The organism is Kribbella sancticallisti (genome assembly GCF_039530625.1).
Taxonomy (GTDB): domain Bacteria; phylum Actinomycetota; class Actinomycetes; order Propionibacteriales; family Kribbellaceae; genus Kribbella; species Kribbella sancticallisti.
This window is the reverse complement of the sequence record NZ_BAAAOS010000020.1, coordinates 478,070-495,993: the sequence shown is the minus strand read 5'-3', so window position 1 is coordinate 495,993 and position 17,924 is coordinate 478,070. Positions and strand designations below refer to the sequence as shown.

Sequence of the window (17,924 nt, the reverse complement as noted above, 5' to 3'; positions counted from 1 at the left end):
ATGAGCTTCGCATTTCCGGGCCGCTCGACGCGGCTCGTTTCGCCGCCCCCGAAATCCGTTGATCAGCAGCTGCGGATGATGCCCCTCAAACCCGCCGAGCACCTTGACTTCGTGACGAAGCACGGATCGGCCAGCTTTCTCCAGTGCCCTTCGTGGGCGGACCTCAAGACACAGTGGTCGGCCGAGCGGCTCGGCTGGGTCGACGGAGCAGGCACCGTGGTGGGCGCCGGGCAGGTGCTCTACCGGCGGGTGCCGCGAGTCGACCGCTACCTCGCCTACATTCCTGAAGGACCGCTGATCGACTGGTCCGACGGCCTCCTGCACCGGTGGCTCGAGCCGCTGTTCGCCCATCTGCGGCGGCGCCGCGCGTTCGGCGTGACGATGGGTCCTCCGCTGGTCGTTCGCGGCTGGCAGGCCGCCACGCTCAAACGTGCAGCAGCCGACGGGAGCGCGGCGCGCCTCGGCGACGTACCGCCGGACTTCACCAACGAGGCGGCTCTGGACATCGGTGAGCAGTTGCAGAGCATGGGATGGTCGCCGACGCGCTCCACCAGCCGGGGTAGCACCCAGTCGCGTCTCGTCTTCGAGGTACCACTCGCCGGTCGTGGCCGGGACGACATCTGGTCCGGCCTCAGTCAGCGGTGGCGGCGGAGCATCCGGAAGGCGGAGAGGGCCGGTGTCGAGGTGACGATCGGTGGGTACGACGACCTGCCGGAGTTCTACCGATTGCTCCAAGAGACCCAGCGGCGCGACGGTTTCGACCTGGGACGCTCGCTGGAATACTACCGGCGTCAGTACCGGTCGCTGTCGGCCGAGGATCCGGAGCGGATGCGGCTCTTCCTGGCGCGCTATCGCGGCGAGACCCTCGCGGCGCACACGCTGAACAGAGTGGGCGATCGCGCGTGGTACCAGCTCGGCGCGTCAGCGAGCCACCGGCGCGAGCTGTGTCCGAGCCATCTGCTGCAGTGGCGCATGATCCAGGCCGCCAAAGCGGCCGGTTGCTCGGTGTACGACATGCGTGGTTTCGACGACACGCTGGACGTCACACGGCGCGAGCACGGTCTCCTGCAATGGAAGCTCGGCACGGGCGGCCGCGCTGTGGAGTATCTGGGGGAGTGGGACTTTCCTCTGAACCAGCCGCTCCACAAGCTGTTCGGCGTGTACTTGGCCTGGCGGCGTAGCGCGTGACCACAACTCTCGCGGGCTCTGTCCGGCGTTCCAGTACGGCGATGGCACTCGGGACCGTCGTGTCGAGGCTCACCGGCTTCGTGCGCAGCGCGCTGCTCGCTGCCGCGCTGGGATCGGCGTTGTTCGCTGACGCGTTCACTGTCGCCAACACGATTCCCAACATCCTGTACATCTTGTTGCTGGGTGGCGCCTTGAACGCCGTCTTCGTGCCTCAGTTGGTCCGCGCGATGACGAGGGATCGGGACGGCGGTGTCGCCTACACGAACCGATTGCTCACGGCCGCTGGGGCGTTGCTGCTGGTGATCACGGTGGCGGCGACCGCGGCGGCACCGGTCGTCGTCGACGTGTACACCGACTTCACCGGGGCGCAACGCGAGCTGACCGTCATGCTGGCCAGGTACTGCTTGCCGCAGATCTTCTTCTACGGGTTGTTCACGATCGCCGGCCAGGTCCTCAACAGTCACGGCAGGTTCGGTCCGATGATGTGGGCGCCGATCGTCAACAACTTGGTCGTGATCGGCGTGGCAGCGTCGTACCTCGTACTGGCCGCGAACGCTCGCAACGCCGGGGACCCCGGATCGCAAGCAGCCGGCCTACTGGGACTGGGTAGCACCCTGGGTGTGGCCCTGCAGTCGGCGGTCCTCATTCCGTTCCTGCATGGAGTCGGCTACCGATGGAGCCCTCGATTCGATTGGCGTGGATCGGGACTCGACAAGGCGGCACGACTGGCCGGCTGGACCGTTCTGGTGGTCGTGGTGAATCAGCTGGGGTACTGGGTGGTGATCCAACTGTCCACAAAAGTGTCGCAGTTGGCGGACCAGCAACACCTCGGGTACGGCGTCGGGTACAGCGCCTACAGCAACGCGCACCTGCTCTGGATGATCCCGCAAGGTGTCGTCACGGTCTCCCTGCTGACCGCGCTGCTGCCGCGGCTGAGCCGCCAGGCGGAGGCCGGTGACCTGACCAGCATGCGGGCGGACCTCTCAGAGGCGTTGCGGGTGTCCGGTACGTTCATCGTCCCGTCCGCCTTCGTCTTCGTTGCGCTGGGCCCGCAAATCACCACCGTGGTCTTCAGGTACGGGAACGTCTCCGACGGGGATGCCCTGGTCATGGGGCAGATGCTGTCGGCCTTTGCACTGGGATTGATCCCGTTCTCCGCACAGTACCTGCTGGTGCGCGTCTTCTACGCCTTCGAGGACACCCGGACCCCGGTTGTCGTCGCCGCCTGGATCACCGGCATTCACGTCCTGCTGTCAGTGATCTGCTTCGCTACCCTCCCGGCCCGCTGGGTCGTCACGGGAATGGCCGCCGCGTACGGCGTCGCGTACGCGGCCGGCCTGTGGATCACCGCCAGAAAACTGCGCCGGCGACTCGGTCAACTCGGCGGCCGCGGCGTGCGTCGTACCTACACTCGTCTCATCATCGCGAGTGCGGCGGCGAGTGCCGTGACCTTCGCGATCGCAAACGTGTTGACAAAGGCGATGGGTACGGCGTTCCCAGGGCCAGCGGTCACGTTGGCCGGCGGCGGTCTGGTTTTCCTGGCCTGCTTCGTCGTACTCGCCCGGCCGCTCCGAACCCACAAGGAGGTCACGACATGACTGGCAGGCTCTCCCGCCGAGGTCTCACCGCGCTCGCCCTCGCGGCCGTGCTGCTCGTAGTGAGCGCCTGTCAGGACACGGAGGCCGAACCCGGTGCCGCGGCAAGCAGCCAATCGCAGCAGCCGGAATCGCAGCAACCGGAGTCACAGGGGCCGACTCCGACCGCGTCGACGCCGGGAACGGTGTCGATCGATGTGACGCCGAAGGACAAGGCCACGAAGGTGAGCCCGGCCGAGGGCGTGCAGGTGAAGGCGCGGAGTGGTCGGCTCGGCGCCGTGACGGTGACGGATGCCGCCGGTCAACGAGTCTCCGGCCGGCTGTCGGCAGACGGAACGTCCTGGATCTCCGAGGCGCCGCTGAAGTTCGCCACCCGCTACACGGTCGCGGTCAGCGCGGCGGAAGGGGCGGCCGAGCAGCGGTCCACCTTCACGACGGTCACGCCGAAGAAGCGGGTGCACACCGCGGTGGTGCCGCTGAACGGGGAGACGGTCGGCGTCGGCCTGCCGATCCAGGTGTCGTTCAACGCTCCGGTGACCGACCGCGCCGCGGCCGAACGAAACCTGAAGGTCGTGTCCACGCCCGCCGTCGCCGGATCGTGGCGCTGGATCAGCGACCGGAAGATTCGCTACCGGCCACAGGTCTACTGGCCGGCCGGCACCAAGGTCACGCTCAAGGTCGGATTGCGCGGCGTCAACCTCGGCCGAGGCGTGTACGGCGACGAACAGCGCGAGGTTTCGTTCACGGTCGGGCGTTCGGTGGTGAGTGTCGTCGACGGCAAGCGGTTGCGGATGACGGTGTTCGTCAACGGCAAACCGGTCCGGACCATCCCGGTGACGATGGGTAAGAAGGGTTGGGAGACCAGGAACGGGGTCAAGGTCGTGCTGGAGAAGTTCCCGCTCAAGGTGATGGACGGCGCGACGCTCGGGATCCCGAAGAACAGCCCCGAGTACTACCGCCTCGACGTGCGCTGGGCCGTCCGGATGACCTGGAGCGGTGAGTTCGTGCACGGGGCCCCGTGGTCCACCGCATCGCAGGGCACGGCCCGGGTGAGCCATGGGTGTGTAGGCATGAGTTTGGAGAACGCACAGTGGTACTTCGGTCAGTCCTTGCGGGGCGACGTCATCAAGGTCGTGAACTCGCCGACGACCCGGACGATGGAGCTCGACAACGGTTTCGGCGACTGGAACCTCTCGTGGCAGGCCTGGCGAGCCGGCAGTGCACTCCGTTGAGAGCTGGACGAGTCACTCCTGACCGTGCGGCAGGCCTACTGGCAGCCCTCGCTGGTCTGCGGCGTCGTCACAGTCGATAGTCTGGAGGGGATGAACAATCGGGGTGTCGTGGTGTCCGGGCTCGTTCGTGCCCTGACGGCGGTGTGGCTGCTCGGCGGTGTGCTGGCTATGCACGCGCTGACGGTGAACCACGACTCCGCAATGATGGCGATGCCGGCGGCGAGTGTCGTGATGTCTTCTTCTGGGGCGCATGACGAGATGCCGGTGCATGTCACGGTGGAGCCGGACCGAGCGCCGGCCGGGCCGACGCTCGCGAGCACAGGCGGGCATCACCTGGGCGAGGTGTGTGTGGCCGTTCTGGCGGTCTCGCTCATGCTGCTGGGGTTTGCGTTGACGTGTGCCTGGCTGCGTTCGGCGAGGTCGGCGCCTTGGCTGCCCGGGGTTCTGCCGGTTCAGTTGTCGCTGTTGCCGGGACGATCCCCGCCCTGGCTCACTCCTTCCTTGTCGAAGCTGTGCGTGCTGCGGACATAGGCCGGTTCGGCCTGCCTCCGTACACCTCTTCGGCGATCGAAAGGAACAACGAAAACATGAAGCGCATCACCCGTGGTACCGCCGTGGCCGCACTGACGCTGGCGGCCACGCTGACCTTGGCTGCCTGCGGCAACGACGACGGCGCCCAGCCCGGCGGATCGTCCAGCTCTATGCCGGGGATGGATCACGGCTCGAAGAACCCGAGCACCGCCGCGACCAACACCGCACCGATGGATCACAACGACGCGGACGTCATGTTCGCGACGATGATGATCCCGCACCACCAGCAGGCCGTCGAGATGGCCACGATGGCGCTCGAGAAGGCGACCAACGCGCAGGTCAAGCAGCTCGCCACGGCGATCAAGGCTGCCCAGGACCCGGAGATCCAGCAGATGTCGGGCTGGCTCAAGGACTGGGGCAAGCCGGTCCCGACTCCGGGCATGGGGCACTCGATGCCGGGCGGCGGGATGATGACCGAGGAGGAGATGACGGCGCTCGGCAAGGCGTCCGGCGCGGCCTTCGACAAGATGTGGGTGCAGATGATGATCAAGCACCACCAGGGCGCGGTCGCGATGGCGAAGACCGAGCAGACCTCAGGCAAGGCTGCGACGGCGATCGCGCTCGCGAAGCAGATCGAGACCGGGCAGGCAGCTGAGATCGCCACGATGCAGAAACTTCTGACCCAGCTGCCGTGACACAGCGATCCGCCTGGAGCTGCGGCTCCAGGCGGATCTCCGTACTTCGAGAACCGCCAGGAGCATTACGGTCACGCGCTGCCCGCGATCCAGCCTTTCCTGCCGGCGAAGAAGACGCTCGCGGCGGCCAAACGCGACGGTGTATCCGTGTCGGACTACCTGGATGCGTTCAGTGCGAAACCCGGCGCGACCGAGGACACCGTAGCGGCGTTGCTGGAGATAGCCGAACTGGGTGATCATGTTGCTCGCGTCTGCGAGATCGGTCCAGGCTCCGGCCGATGCGCGTCGTCCGGCCAGGTGGGATCGTTGCGTTCGACATCGTCACCGAGGACTGCGTCGACGACACGGTGCTGAAGTCCTGGATCGCTCAGAACCTCACCCTCTATCTGCTCACTCCGCGGTCGTGGACGATCGAGCTGCTGCAGCGCCGCGGCCTGACCCTGATCGGCAGCCACCATGCGCCGCTGAGCGGTGGCAGCACGAGTTGCTGGCTGTCCGGAGGCAGTAGGCGAGGTGGGAGGCGATCCTCGGTGATCTCGCCTCCCACCGCAGACCTATGCGCGGGCGGCGACCTTCACCTCGGCCGGGCTCAAGCGCCCGGTGCGCTGCAGGAGGGCGATCATCGCCGCGCTGAATACGCCGAGCGCCACCAGTGACAGCCAGGGCAGTGTGGGAAGCCCGCGATTCCGGGCCTCGTCGAGAGCGGCTCCGGTGAGCAGGTTGCCGGCCGTGATGCCGATGCCGCAGATGGTGTTGTAGACGCCGTAGTGGGTCGCGACCAGGCGGCCGCCCGACAAGGCGACAATGGTGTCCATCTCGAACGGGAATGCCACCATTGTGCCGACGGCGAGTAGTACGGCCGCGGCCAGACCAGGCAGCAGGCTGATCAACCATGGTGGGGCCGCATCCGCGAATGCCGTTGCTATCAGCAACGGGACGAAGGCGGTCGCCATGGCGACGAGCCCCAGGACAAGTGCCTGCCCTCCCGTGAGGCGTGATCGGCACCAGGCCGTGACCTTTGTCTGCGCGAGCACCGTCACCAGGCCCGACGCCACGAACAGAGCGGCGACGCCGAGCGTCGATCCGCTGCCATCGCCTCCCGTACGCCGGATTTCCAGTGGGAGCGCGAGATAGACCTGGAAGGACAGGACGTACGAGCAGATCATCGCCGTCGCGAAGAGCAGGAACGGCCGGTTTGCCACGACGACGCGCCACTGGGCGAGAATGCCCACCCGGTCGCCGGACTCCTTTGCCTGAGCCGGCAGTGAACGGATCTGTACCACGGACAGCACGGCGAAGACCACTGCTGCCACGGTGCAGGTGAGGCGGAAACTGGCCCCGGTCAACGCGAGCCCCACGAGCGGTCCGGTGAGGATCCCGGCTTGATAGAACACGTTGAACAGCGCGAAGGCCTCCACCCGCCGCTCGCCGGCGTCGAGGGCGAGATAGGCCCGTACGGCGGGATTGAACAGCGCCCCGGCGAGCCCGGTCGCGGCGGAGGCGACCACCAGGACAGGAATCGAGTCGGCCACGGCGAGCATGGCGAATCCCGCCGTACGGAGAAGGCAACCGGCGACGATCAGCGGCTTGAAGCCGAAGCGGTCGGCAAGTGCGCCTCCGAGTGCGAACAGGCCTTGCTGGGAGAAGTTCCGGACTCCGAGCACCAGGCCGACCAGCCAGGCGGCGAGTCCGAGAGTTCCCGCCAGATGCTGGGCGAGATAGGGCATCAGCATGTAGAAGCCGAAGTTGATGGTGAACTGGTTGATCAGCAGCAGTCTCGTCACCCTGGGCATGGCTTGGTACTGCGTCAGGAACTGAGTCATGAACCGATCACCACTGACTCGCGTTCCTGCTCGACCAGTGAGCGCGGGTCGACGACGGTCGTGCAGCGGGTCCACCGGTGCGGGACGCCCGCCGTGGGGTGAGCGATCTCATCCGGCTCCAGGGCCGGCGTCACGCCGGTGAGGCCGTGCCGGTCGCAGTACTCGTCGCTGAAAACGGTGTCCCAGTACCGCTGCGGCCCGTCGGGAAACACCGCCACGATTCGGGTTCCGGCAGGGGAGACGCGAGCTGTCCAGTCCGCGACGAGGCCGACCGCGCCGACGCTCCAGCCGCCCGTCGTACCTGCCTTCGACGCCAGTTGGCGACACGACCAGGCGGCCTCGCCCGGAGCGACCCAGTGCACCTCGCTGAAGGCCGAGTAGTCGACGTTCCCTGGATAGATGCTGCTGCCCAGCCCGCGCATCAACCGGGTGCCTGCAGGCTGACCGAAGATGGTCGACCGGATCGAGTCGACGCCGACCACCGACAGGTCCGGAAAGTACTCGCGCAGAACCCGAGATACTCCGGCGGAGTGGCCGCCTGTCCCGACGCTGGCCACGAGGATGTCGATGCGCCCGACCTGTGCGACCAGTTCCCCGGCCAGCCCGGCGTACGCGTCGACGTTGTCCAGGTTGTTGTACTGATCCGGGCACCAGGCATCATCGTCCGCGGCGAGGAGGCGCTGGACGCGGTTGCGGCGGGCCTGTTGCCAGCCGCCGACGGGGTCCGGCGCGTCGACCATGTCGACGTCGGCGCCGTACGCGCGGAGCATGTGGACGACCAGGGGTTCCATTCCAGGGTCCGTCACGATGGTGACCGGATGTCCGTACACCACGCCGGCCAGCGCAAGACCCAGACCGAGCGTCCCGCTGCTGGACTCGATGATGCGGGCGCCGGGTCTCAGTTCACCGCGGGCACGGGCACGAGCGACCATGTGGAGGGCGGCGCGATCCTTGATCCCACCGGGGTTGTGACCCTCGAGCTTGGCCCAGTAGCCGTGCTCGGGTCCGCCGCCCTGCTGGGTGGCGCCGATCCAGAGAGTAGGTGTGTTCCCGACAATGCCGGCGGGAGTGCGCCAGGCGACACCGGCCGACAATGCCGCTGTGCCGGTGCTTGCCGGCTCGAGCTGGTGGGCGCGCGGTTGCGCGACCATCGTGCTGTTCACGTCGTGAGATCCCTTCTGAAGCCCCGCGCTCAGGCGCGCCAGGGCGATCCACTGACCAAGGTCCGTGTCCGGCCGGAGCCGGGAAGGGATGCCTATATACGCAGTTGGCCGAGCAACTGGATCGAGACAGGGCGGCCTCTCTGGGCGCGTGGTCGCCGTACGGCGGTCTGCGGCGACACCGAAGCTGGTAGTGCATCGTCAGGCATGGCTGCCAATGCCGGGGCCGTATCGCCCTGCTGGCCACGTGCGAGCGTGTCGACCGGCCCTGCTGCGGTGCAGTGGGGCTCAGATTCGTCGGTCGGCCGCTCGGCAGTCGGTTCGGCGGACACCTGAGCATCCGAAGAGTGACGATGATCATCGACGTGGCTGGAGCACCACGGGCCGGTCGCCAGGAGTAGTGCCAGGACGGCGAGGAACGAGACGGTCAGACGACCTCGTCCGCCCCTGCACGCCGCAATCACACACAGCACCATAACTGATACTGAGAGTCATTGAACGCATCGACCCGTGGAGCCGTCGTGATGGTGCTCTAAGATCGTGCCCGATGCCCAGGGAGACCGGACAAACGCGTCGAGTTCCGCGTTGGGGACTCGTCGGTGTTCTGTGTGCGCTCGTGCTGGGTCTGGTCGGCCTCTACGGTCTCGAGCTGCATTGCTCGGAGACGGCCGGAGAGCATCCGGTACAGAGCGTCCACACGACTCCGGACCAGGCGTCGCACCACCACGGCGCACAGTGGGAGACGCTGTCTCAGCAGACGGAATCGACTGCGGGCGGCGATCTTGTACTCTGCGCCCTGGTCGCAACCTGTATCGCCCTCCTCTTCGCGGCGGTCGTTCTTCGCCGCCGCGGTGCGGGCTGGCTCCTGCCGGCCCATCGACACCGGCCCCGTTGGCCGAGGCCGGCTTCTTTGTTGCTTCCGTCATCGATCGCCACCACGCCACTGAGGTGCTGAGAGTCGGGTCCGTTTCCGCCGCCCGACGAGTAAACCCACATCTCAGGAGTTCTCATGCGCGTTTCGCGCACACTGCCTGCTGCCGTTGCGGCCGCAGCCTTGACCTTCGTCGCCGGCTCAGCTTTCGCCGAGCCCAAGCCGACGCTCGACGAAGCACGGACGAAAGTGGCGACGTTGCAGCACCAGGCCGAAGAGGCCGGCGAGGCAGCCAACGACCTCACCGGTAGCATCACCGCCTCACGACGCCGCCTGTCCACGCTCAACGCCGCGGTCGCCGCCCAACAGCGCCAGGTCGACGCCATTGGCCGGCAGATCGGCGCGTTCGCGGTCGCGAACTACCAGCGCTCACAAATGACGACTACTGTCCAGTTGCTGCTGTCCCCGGACTCGGACGAGTTCCTGAGGCAGGCGTCGACCGCACAAGCCTTCTCGACTCAGCAGACGGCCATCCTGCGCCGCTACCAGGCCGCGAGCGGCAAACTGGCTGACTTGAAAGCCGGCGAGGAAGGCGAACTGCGGACGCTGGCCGGCGTACAGGCACAGCAGAACGGCCTGAAGGCCACCATCTCCGTCAAGCTCGCCGCCGCCGAGAAGGTTCTGGCGCAGCTCACCGAGGCCGAACGCGACCGGCTTGCCGCAGAGGACGCGGCGGAGGTCCGCCAGGAAGAAGCAGAGGCAGAGGAAGAGCGCCGCCGTACGAGCCGCGACAGCGAGCGACCCGACCCCCGGGTCAATGTCGCCGCGTCAGGGCGCGCGAAAGTCGCCGTCGCGTACGCGCTGGACCAGATCGGCGATCCGTACCTGTGGGCTGCCGCCGGTCCCGATTCCTATGACTGCTCGGGGCTGACGATGGCCGCCTGGGGCAAGGCCGGTGTCTCGCTGTCGCACTCGTCGAAGGCGCAGTACAACGAGGGCCGCCGGGTGGGCCGCGCGGAGTTGCAGCCCGGCGACCTGCTGTTCTACTACACCCCGATTTCCCACGTCAGCATGTACATCGGCAACGGCAAGGCGGTTCACGCCAGCCGGCCCGGCAAGCCGGTCAAGATCGACCCGGCGTTCGGGCAGATGCCGTACGTCGGCGCGGTACGCCCCGGCTGATCCACCACGGGTCCGTCGGGTGGACGCACTCGGCGCCGAACTGTCCGTCCTTTCTGTGCTGCGCAGACAGGTCACCGCTTCGCTCCCGAGACCTGGCGCACACCTCGAGGAAGGAACGCCTTCATGAAGACCGAGATCAACCGCCGGTCGGTGCTGCTGGGCGGTGCCGGCGTTCTGGCCGGCTGCAGCACGACCGGCGGCAGCACCACCTCGTCCAGCACATCGCTCGTCGGACCGTCGGATCCCGCGGTGCGACGCGTCGAGAGCAGTCGAAGAGGCACGGGTCGCGAACAGCGGGTGTCCTTGACCGCCGTGGCGGCTCGGCAGGATCTGGGAGCCGGTCTGCGCGCGGCAACCTGGACGTTCGACGGCCGGACAGCCGGGACACCGGTCCGGATGCGTGCCGGTGACACTCTCGTCGCCGCTGTGTCGAATCGGCTTCCCGGCGGAAGTTCGACGTCGATCCACTGGCACGGCGTTGCCCTGCGCAACGACATGGACGGTGTGGCCGGCGTGACGCAGGCCGCCGTACCGTCGGGTGGCGACTTCACCTATCGCTTCATCGCTCCGGACCCTGGCACGTACTTCTTCCATCCGCACGTGGGCGTTCAGCTCGATCGGGGGCTGTACGCGCCCTTGATCGTGGAGGACCCGAAGGAGCCACTCGCGTACGGCGCCGAGTGGGTCGTCCTGCTGGACGACTGGATCGACGGCGTCAACGGCACGCCTGACGACGTCTTCGCCGAGGTCAGGCAGGGGATGGCGGGTAGTTCGACGAAGTACATGCTCATGGGCGCCACGAGCAAGTTGCTCGGCGGCGATGCGGGGGACGTGAGCTACCCGTACCACCTGGTCAACGGCGGGGTGGCGGCCGACCCGGACGTCTTCACGGCGAAGCCCGGCGAGCGGGTCCGGCTGCGGATGATCAACGCCGGCTCGGACACCGCCTACCGGGTCGCGCTGTCCGGTCACAGGCTCACCATCACGCACACCGACGGATTTCCGGTCGAGCCTGTCCAGGTTGACACGGTGCTGATCGGGATGGGGGAGCGGTACGACGTGCTCGTGACGCTCGGCGATGGCATCTTCCCGCTCGTTGCACTTGCTGAGGGCAAGGATCAGACCGGGATGGCGCTGGTTCGATCTGGAAGCGGCCGGCGGCCGGCGACTACGTTCCGGCCGCCGGAGCTTGCCGGCTCGGTGCTGCAGGCAGGTCTGATGAAGGCCGCTGAGCAAGTCCGGTTGACACAGGCACAGCCCGACGTGACGCACCAGTTGAAGCTCACGGGCGGGATGGACAAGTACGACTGGTCTGTGGACGGTCAGCGCTTCGACATGGAGAACCCTACGGCGAGTCCGCTGCTGATCCGCGAGGGGCAGCGGGTGCGGCTGGACTTCGTCAACGAAACGGAGATGTGGCATCCGATGCACCTGCATGGTCACACGTTCCAGATCGGCGAGGCCGGCCCGCGGAAGGACACCGCCATCGTGCTGCCGCGGAAGACGTTGTCGGTGGTCTTCGATGCCGACAATCCCGGGCAGTGGCTGCTCCACTGTCACAACACGTACCACGGCGAGGCGGGGATGATGGCTCTGGTCGCCTACCAGGCTTGAGCCGGCGCGTCGGACGGAGCGCGCCGCTTAGTGGCGGCGTTCGTCGCCTGGGACAACTGACAAACCGACATCGAGCTGCGGGATCAGTGCGGCACGACGCCGGCTGCGAGCACTCGGCGGTAGGCGGCGATGCGGTCGTCGACCGGGTCCAGGCAGCAGCTCGAGCACTTGGTGGCTTCGGCAGACGTGTAGTAGAGGCAGCAGGTGTTGCGGAGGTAGAACAGGCCTTCGCGGTCGTTCTCGCGGAGCCTGATCACCTTGCCGAGGGCATCTAGTCCACCCGTGGAAGCAGCGAGGAACTGCTGGTAGCGACGCTCGAGAAGGTCCACATCGCCACCCTTTCGGCTCGCGATGCAGAACGCCGCCGCGCAGCCGTGCGCGACGCCCCCGTTGAGCTGCCGGAGCCCGGCTCTGGTCCTCACGCGCATCGCCCGGGCAAGTGGCAGCAGGTGCTCGTTCAGGACCCAGGAGACCAGCGTTCCGACGTCCTCGTTCACGACGAGGGGCTTGCGCAGGCCGACCGCTTCGAATCCGTGGTGCGGTGACAATCTGATCGCGACGTTGGACGGGCGCATGTCAAGCACGACGTCATCGAGCGCCCAGGCGAGCAGCGCGGAAGCCGTGACGGTGCCCGCGTACACCGCCATGACGGTGAGAGCAGTTGCGTGGTCGGACACCTGCCCGCTCGCCACCCGTTCCGCCTCGAGAACCCGGCCGAGTTCGTCGGACCACGGATCGAGGAGTGTGTCGCAGCCGATCCAGTCCGTTCCGGACGTGAGGTCGGTCTCGAGCCGGTAGCGGTCGCCGAAGGATTCGAGTCTGGAGAAGATGTCTGGCACTCGTCCGTCCTTCATCAGTAGTGCGCTGCCTGGAGCAGCTCGGCGGTGTACGGGTGCTCCGGGGCCCGGCACAGCTCAGCCGACGCACCGTGCTCGACGACCACGCCCGCCCGGAGTACGACGATCCGGTCGCAGGACTGCACCGCCTCGCCCAGGTCGTGTGTGACGAAGAGGACGGCCAGTCCCCGATCGGTGGCGACCGAGCGGAGAGTGGTGGCGATGCCGGCTCTGGTCGAGACGTCGAGCATCGAGGTCGCCTCGTCCGCGATGAGCAGGACCGGGTCGCAGACCAGTGCCCGCGCGATGGAGACGCGTTGCCGTTGACCGCCCGACAACTGTCCGGGGAACCGGGGGAGCAGATCGTCCGGCAGGCCGGCGGCTGCGAGTGCTGAGATGACCCGTTCGGCGCGAGCAGCGCGGGGGACACCTGCGACCACGAGTGGCTCGGCGACGATGCTCGCTACCCGCATGCCGGGGTGCAGAGCGTCGTACGGGTCCTGGTGGACGAAGCCGATGCGGTGCTGGAGCTTCCGCAGCCCCTTGCCGCGTGTCGCAGTGAGGTGCTGACCGGAGATCTCGACGCGTCCCGCGGTCGGCCGGATCAGGCCCAGGATGATCCGGGCCAGGGTGCTCTTGCCCGACCCGCTCTCGCCGACCAGCCCGACGATCTCGCCGGCGGCGATGTCCAGGTCGACTCCGCGCAGCGCCTCGACCTTGCGCGCTCGGCTGCGATACAGGTGGCGGACCCCGGTGAGCCGCGCGACCTGCGTAGCCGATGTGCCTTGCGCGCGGGGTACGACGGGGTAGATCGGCTGATCGGGTTCTGTGTACCGGTGGCAGGCGACGAGGGCTTCGCCGTACGGGCGAAGTGCCGGCGTTTCCTCGCGGCACCGAGGGACCGCGAGAGGGCATCGGGGTGCGAACCTGCATCCCTCGGGCATCCGTGCCAGCGTCGGTGCGGAGCCGGGAATACTTCCCCAGGGGACTGCTCGATCGGCTGCGGGCGTGGCGGTGAGCAGTCCGGCGGTGTAGGGATGGACGTTCTCCCGCCGGACGGTGGCTGTCGGCCTGATCTCGGCCAGCCGGCCCGCGTACATGACGGCGACCTTGTCGGCGTAGGGCATCAGACCGGCCAGGTCGTGAGAGACGACGAGCATGCTGATCTGCAGCGATGCGAGCAGTTCCAGGACCTGGCGCTGGGTGATGGCGTCCAGACCGGTCGTCGGCTCGTCGGCGACCAGGAGATCCGGAGCACCGGCCAGCGTCAGCGCGATCGCCACCCGCTGGCGCTGACCACCGGACAGCTCGTGCGGGTAGCTTCGCAGCATGCTCGGGCTCAGGCCGACCCGGTCGAGGAGGGCGTCGGGTGCGGCGGCACCGCCGTGCAGCGTGATCATCTCGGCGAGCTGGGCACCGATGCGGTGAACCGGGCTCAGGCCACTCATCGCACCCTGCGGAACGATCGCGATGCGCTTGCCCCGCACACCGCCCCAGTCAGCACGTCCGGCCAGTTCCGTCTCGCCGAGCAGGGCTGAACCGGTGACTTCGGCAGCTGCGGGCAGCAGACCCAGGAGAGCGCGGGCAAGCGAGGTCTTGCCGCAGCCGCTCTCTCCGACCAGCGCGACGATCTCGCCGTCGGCGACCTCCAGGCTGACCTGGTCGACCGCGCTCAGTCCCGAGTAGCTCACTGAGAGGTCACGCACTGTCAGCGTCATGCGGCCTCCTTGAGCGCCGGATTGAGCCGGTCCTCGACGGCGATGCCGATGAGCGCCAGGGCGAGGACGGTGAGGGTGATCGCGGCACCGGGCGGCAGCGCCCACCAGGTCCACGCGTCGGAGAGGAACACGCCGTTCACCTGAACCCAGTAGAGCGTCGTACCCCAGCTCGGCGTGGTCGGATCGCCGAGGCCGAGGAAGGACAACGTTGCGTCGTAGATGATCGCGCGCATGGCGGTGCGGACGAAGATCGGCACGAGCAGCGGACCGATCAGGTACGACGCGTGCCGGGCGAGCAGCCACCACCGCGCGGCACCCATCGCGCGGGCGACCTCCAGATGCCCGCGTGACCAGGCCGTCAGCACGGCAGCGCGCAGCACCCGGGAGGGAACCGGCCAGAGGATCAGCGAGAGGATCGCGACCCGGATGCCGAACGACTGTCCGAGGAAGGCGGCGGCCAGGATGTAGAGAATCAGCTCGGGCAGGATCAGCATGACATCGATGCCACGCATCACCGTGGTCGACAACCAGCGGCGGCCCAGCCCGGCGGCTCCGCCGACGACGGCGGCGATCGCCGTGGTGATCGCCGCCACGATGAAGGCCAGGCTCAAGGAGGTACCGGCGCCCACGATCAGCTGCTCGAGCAGATTGCGCCCGAGGTCGTCCGCGCCGAGCGGGATCCCGGGACCGGGCCGTGCGTACGGTTCGGCCACCCGTTCCCGGCCGGCGCTGTCGGGCAGGGCGACGCCGTAGATCGCGACGGCGACGACGACAGCGAGGATCGCGGCGCCGACCGAACCTTGCGTGCCCAGCAGGCGGCGACGAGCGATGCGCTGCAGCATCATCGGCTGCCTCCCGTCCGGGCCCGCGGATCGAGGAGCGGATACGTCGCGTCCGCCAGCGCGTTCATGAGAACGACCATCACCGTGAGGACCAGGAAGGCGCCCTGCATCAACGGATAGTCGCGGGCGGAGATCGCGTCGAACGTGAGCCGGCCGAGGCCGGGGTAGGCGAAGACGGTCTCGACGACGATCGAGCCGGCCGCGAGGAAGCCGATCTCGAGCATCAGGATCGTGTGCACGGGCAGAAGTGCCGGACGGAGCACGTGACGCCGGATCAGACGTCCGTACGGCACACCTCGCGCGTGCGCGTGCTGCACCGGCTCGCTGGTCAGCACGGTCAGTAAGGAGGAGCGGGTGTACATGAACAGGTAGCCCATACCGGTGACGACGAGGGTGGTGACGGGGAGGACCAGGTGTTGCAGTACGCCGCCGACGGTCACCCCGTCGATGCCGGACACTCCGAACGTGGGCAGCACCTTGAGCTGTACTCCGAACACGACGATGAGCAGCATTCCGAGCCAGAACTGCGGGAGCGAGTCCACGACGATCGCGCCGGCCAGAAGCCCGGAGCCCTTGCCGCGGCGACGGCGGAGTGCGCCGACCACACCGAGCGCCACCCCGAGTGTGGCGGTGATGACGATGCTGGAGCCGACCAGCAGCAGGGTCCAGGGCAGCGCGCCGCCGAGCGCGTCGGCGACCTCCCGGCCATCGGAGAGCGAGGTACCGAGGTCGAGGGTGACGACTCCCTTCAGGTAGTCGAGGAACTGCTCGGGAATCGGGCGGCCGAAGCCGTACTGGGTGGCGATCTGTGCTCGCTCGTCCTCGGTGAGCCGGGCGAGTGCCTCCGGGCTGCCGAAGAGTTTGAGCGGCCCGCCGGGCAGCGCCCGGGGGAGGGCGAAGTTGAGCGTCAGGGCGATCAGGAGGACGGCTGCGTACTCGACGATCCGGCCGGCGAGGTACCGCGAGTACGCCCGCCGTCCATCGGACGGCGCCGAGATGTCGAGCTGCGTCATGTGAGTTTGTAGTCGACGAACGAGAACTTGTTCAGTACCGCGGACCCGTTCTGCCAGGTCCAGCCGTCGTACGCGTCCTTCCGGAAGGCGTAGGCGCCGTTGCGGTAGTAGAGCGTGACGAACGGCAGCTGGTCGACGACGCGCGCTTGCAGCTTCTTGGCCGCCGCCGTCCTGCCCTCCATGGTCGGCGCCGACCTCAGCTCGTCCAGAATGGTGTCGGTCTCGGCGTCCTTGTAGCCGACGATGTTCAGCGAGCCGTCGTCCGGATCGGAGTCGAACAGCTGGGCGATGGTTCCACTGCTGAGCATCACCGGCGCCGACCATCCCCACATGGACATGTCGTAGTTCCGGCCCTTGGACACGTCGTACCCGGGCCACACCTTGGCGTCCAGCGAGTCGGAGTCCAGCGACGTGATCTTGACGGCGACCCCGATCGCCTTGAACATGTCGCGGATCAACTCGGCGCTGCGCAGCCGGTCCGTGGAGGTGCTCTGCACCAGCAGCTCGTAGGACATCGGTTTGCCGTTGAGCATCCGTACGCCGTCCGCGCCCGGGCTCGCACCAAGCGCATCCAGCTCCCGCTTGGCGGCCTCGACGTCGTACAGCGAGGACTGCTGATCGGCCTTGATCGGAGACTCGGGATGGATGAATCCCGGGTTGCCGGCCTTGCCCTGGCCGAGCAGCGACGTCTTGACGAGGTCGTCGACGTTGATCGCCTTCGCGAGCGCTCGTCGTACCTCGGGCCGGTCGAACGGCGGCCTGGAGTTGTTGAACGCCAGCAGCGTCGAGGCGAACTCGGTGCCCTTCACGACCCCCATGTTCGGCTGCTTCTCGAGGGCCGCGAGCTGTTGCGGAGGGACGATCCGGGACGACAGCTGGATCTCGCCGGTGCGCAGCGCGGCGAACTGGGTCGACTCCTCGGGGATCACGACCACCTTGAGCGTCTCGACCCGTGGCTTGCCCATCGCGTACGACGTGTTGGCGGTGAGCGTGTACCCGCGCGCGTTGTCGTACTTCGTGAGCTTGTACGGGCCGGTGCCGATCGCCTTGTCGGCGCCCGCCGTACCGACCTTCGTCACCGACTGCCAGATGTGCTTGGGCAGCATCGCCATGTCGGCGAGGAGCCGCCGCGGGAACTCGGGATCTGCCGCCTTCAGCGTCATCGTGACGGTGTCACCGTCCGTTGTGACGGACTGGATCGGCCGGACGTCGATCGCGGAGTCACCCTCCATGTTCTTGCGGTAGAACTCGACGCTGAACGCGACGTCGCCGGCGGTGAACGGCTTGCCGTCGTGCCAGGTGACACCGGATCGCAGCGGCAGCGTGAAGACCTTGTTGTCGGTCGTCTTGATCTCCTTGGCCAGCAGCGGTACGACGTTCTCGCCCTCAACGATGGCCAGCGGGTCGAAGATCAGCTTGACCAGGTTGTTGCCCGGATACCCGGTCTGGTTGGTGAAGGGCGTGAGCGTGCCTTCGTCCGACGAGATCGCGATGGTGACGCTGCTCGCGGTCGCCTTGCTCGCTGCGCTCTGCGACGGCTGAGCGTCGGCGCTGCAGGCGGCGGTGACGGCTGCCAGTGCTGCCGTCACGATGAGTGGCCTCAGAACTGTCCCGCGCATGATAC

The 17,924-nt window shown here is 67.6% G+C and carries 14 protein-coding genes; 7 read left to right on the top strand and 7 right to left on the bottom strand.

Annotated elements, in window-relative coordinates; genetic code table 11:
- The 5 genes from ABD255_RS19045 to ABD255_RS19025 all read left to right on the top strand — a co-directional run bounded on the left by ABD255_RS19045 (nt 1) and on the right by ABD255_RS19025 (nt 5,241).
- Nucleotides 1-1,188: a lipid II:glycine glycyltransferase FemX gene (locus ABD255_RS19045; protein WP_344215699.1), complete on the top strand. Its 1,188-nt coding sequence runs from the start codon at nt 1-3 to the stop codon at nt 1,186-1,188.
- Nucleotides 1,185-2,786 (top strand): murein biosynthesis integral membrane protein MurJ, encoded by a 1,602-nt coding sequence (murJ, locus tag ABD255_RS19040; RefSeq protein ID WP_344215697.1) that lies wholly within the window; start codon nt 1,185-1,187, stop codon nt 2,784-2,786. Before ABD255_RS19045 ends, murJ begins: the two co-directional genes overlap by 4 nt.
- A complete protein-coding gene (locus ABD255_RS19035; RefSeq protein ID WP_344215695.1) occupies nt 2,783-4,015 on the top strand; it encodes a L,D-transpeptidase in 1,233 nt (410 codons plus the stop codon). The genes murJ and ABD255_RS19035 overlap by 4 nt, the downstream gene beginning before the upstream one ends.
- A 90-nt stretch (nt 4,016-4,105) precedes the next feature.
- Nucleotides 4,106-4,546 carry a DUF6153 family protein gene (locus ABD255_RS19030; protein ID WP_344215691.1) on the top strand — a complete coding sequence of 147 codons (441 nt, stop codon included), beginning with the start codon at nt 4,106-4,108 and terminating at the stop codon, nt 4,544-4,546.
- Nucleotides 4,547-4,602: 56 nt separating this feature from the next.
- Nucleotides 4,603-5,241: a DUF305 domain-containing protein gene (locus ABD255_RS19025; protein ID WP_344215689.1), complete on the top strand. Its 639-nt coding sequence runs from the start codon at nt 4,603-4,605 to the stop codon at nt 5,239-5,241.
- Between the two features lie 554 nt (nt 5,242-5,795).
- Here ABD255_RS19025 and ABD255_RS19020 read toward each other — a convergent pair.
- Entirely contained in the window at nt 5,796-7,064 is a 1,269-nt protein-coding gene (locus ABD255_RS19020; protein WP_344215687.1) for an MFS transporter, read from the bottom strand.
- Nucleotides 7,061-8,227, bottom strand: coding sequence for a PLP-dependent cysteine synthase family protein (locus tag ABD255_RS19015; protein ID WP_344215685.1), 1,167 nt, complete (start codon nt 8,225-8,227; stop codon nt 7,061-7,063). Before ABD255_RS19015 ends, ABD255_RS19020 begins: the two co-directional genes overlap by 4 nt.
- A 1,006-nt stretch (nt 8,228-9,233) precedes the next feature.
- On the opposite strand from ABD255_RS19015, the gene ABD255_RS19010 reads away from it, so the two are divergent.
- The gene (locus ABD255_RS19010) at nt 9,234-10,277 is read left to right on the top strand and encodes a C40 family peptidase (protein ID WP_344215683.1); all 1,044 of its coding nucleotides are present in this window, start codon (nt 9,234-9,236) and stop codon (nt 10,275-10,277) included.
- A 123-nt stretch (nt 10,278-10,400) separates the two neighbouring features.
- Complete coding sequence (locus ABD255_RS19005; RefSeq protein WP_344215681.1) at nt 10,401-11,891, top strand: multicopper oxidase family protein; 1,491 nt, start codon at nt 10,401-10,403, stop codon at nt 11,889-11,891.
- A gap of 83 nt (nt 11,892-11,974) precedes the next feature.
- Here the strand turns inward: ABD255_RS19005 and ABD255_RS19000 are convergent, their stop codons facing one another.
- The 5 genes from ABD255_RS19000 to ABD255_RS18980 are packed head-to-tail and all read right to left on the bottom strand — an operon-like array spanning nt 11,975 to nt 17,919.
- Nucleotides 11,975-12,730: a (2Fe-2S)-binding protein gene (locus ABD255_RS19000; RefSeq protein ID WP_344215679.1), complete on the bottom strand. Its 756-nt coding sequence runs from the start codon at nt 12,728-12,730 to the stop codon at nt 11,975-11,977.
- Between the two features lie 14 nt (nt 12,731-12,744).
- A complete protein-coding gene (locus ABD255_RS18995) occupies nt 12,745-14,445 on the bottom strand; it encodes an oligopeptide/dipeptide ABC transporter ATP-binding protein (protein ID WP_344215677.1) in 1,701 nt (566 codons plus the stop codon).
- Nucleotides 14,442-15,290: an ABC transporter permease gene (locus tag ABD255_RS18990; protein ID WP_344215675.1), complete on the bottom strand. Its 849-nt coding sequence runs from the start codon at nt 15,288-15,290 to the stop codon at nt 14,442-14,444. Before ABD255_RS18990 ends, ABD255_RS18995 begins: the two co-directional genes overlap by 4 nt.
- Nucleotides 15,287-16,300 carry an ABC transporter permease gene (locus tag ABD255_RS18985; RefSeq protein WP_344215673.1) on the bottom strand — a complete coding sequence of 338 codons (1,014 nt, stop codon included), beginning with the start codon at nt 16,298-16,300 and terminating at the stop codon, nt 15,287-15,289. The genes ABD255_RS18990 and ABD255_RS18985 overlap by 4 nt, the downstream gene beginning before the upstream one ends.
- On the bottom strand, nt 16,297-17,919 hold the full coding sequence (locus ABD255_RS18980) for an ABC transporter substrate-binding protein (RefSeq protein ID WP_344215671.1): 1,623 nt from the start codon (nt 17,917-17,919) through the stop codon (nt 16,297-16,299). The genes ABD255_RS18985 and ABD255_RS18980 overlap by 4 nt, the downstream gene beginning before the upstream one ends.
- Between the last annotated feature and the right edge of the window lie 5 nt (nt 17,920-17,924).

Excerpts from the sequence above, each read along its gene's own strand:
- ABD255_RS19045 (WP_344215699.1), top strand. The coding sequence starts at position 1 with ATGAGCTTCGCATTTCCGGGCCGCTCGACGCGGCTCGTTTCGCCGCCC.
- ABD255_RS19035 (WP_344215695.1), top strand. The coding sequence starts at position 2,783 with ATGACTGGCAGGCTCTCCCGCCGAGGTCTCACCGCGCTCGCCCTCGCG.
- ABD255_RS19030 (WP_344215691.1), top strand. The coding sequence starts at position 4,106 with ATGAACAATCGGGGTGTCGTGGTGTCCGGGCTCGTTCGTGCCCTGACG.
- ABD255_RS19025 (WP_344215689.1), top strand. The coding sequence starts at position 4,603 with ATGAAGCGCATCACCCGTGGTACCGCCGTGGCCGCACTGACGCTGGCG.
- ABD255_RS19020 (WP_344215687.1), bottom strand. The coding sequence starts at position 7,064 with ATGACTCAGTTCCTGACGCAGTACCAAGCCATGCCCAGGGTGACGAGA.
- ABD255_RS19010 (WP_344215683.1), top strand. The coding sequence starts at position 9,234 with ATGCGCGTTTCGCGCACACTGCCTGCTGCCGTTGCGGCCGCAGCCTTG.
- ABD255_RS19005 (WP_344215681.1), top strand. The coding sequence starts at position 10,401 with ATGAAGACCGAGATCAACCGCCGGTCGGTGCTGCTGGGCGGTGCCGGC.
- ABD255_RS18995 (WP_344215677.1), bottom strand. The coding sequence starts at position 14,445 with ATGACGCTGACAGTGCGTGACCTCTCAGTGAGCTACTCGGGACTGAGC.
- ABD255_RS18990 (WP_344215675.1), bottom strand. The coding sequence starts at position 15,290 with ATGATGCTGCAGCGCATCGCTCGTCGCCGCCTGCTGGGCACGCAAGGT.
- ABD255_RS18985 (WP_344215673.1), bottom strand. The coding sequence starts at position 16,300 with ATGACGCAGCTCGACATCTCGGCGCCGTCCGATGGACGGCGGGCGTAC.
- ABD255_RS18980 (WP_344215671.1), bottom strand. The coding sequence starts at position 17,919 with ATGCGCGGGACAGTTCTGAGGCCACTCATCGTGACGGCAGCACTGGCA.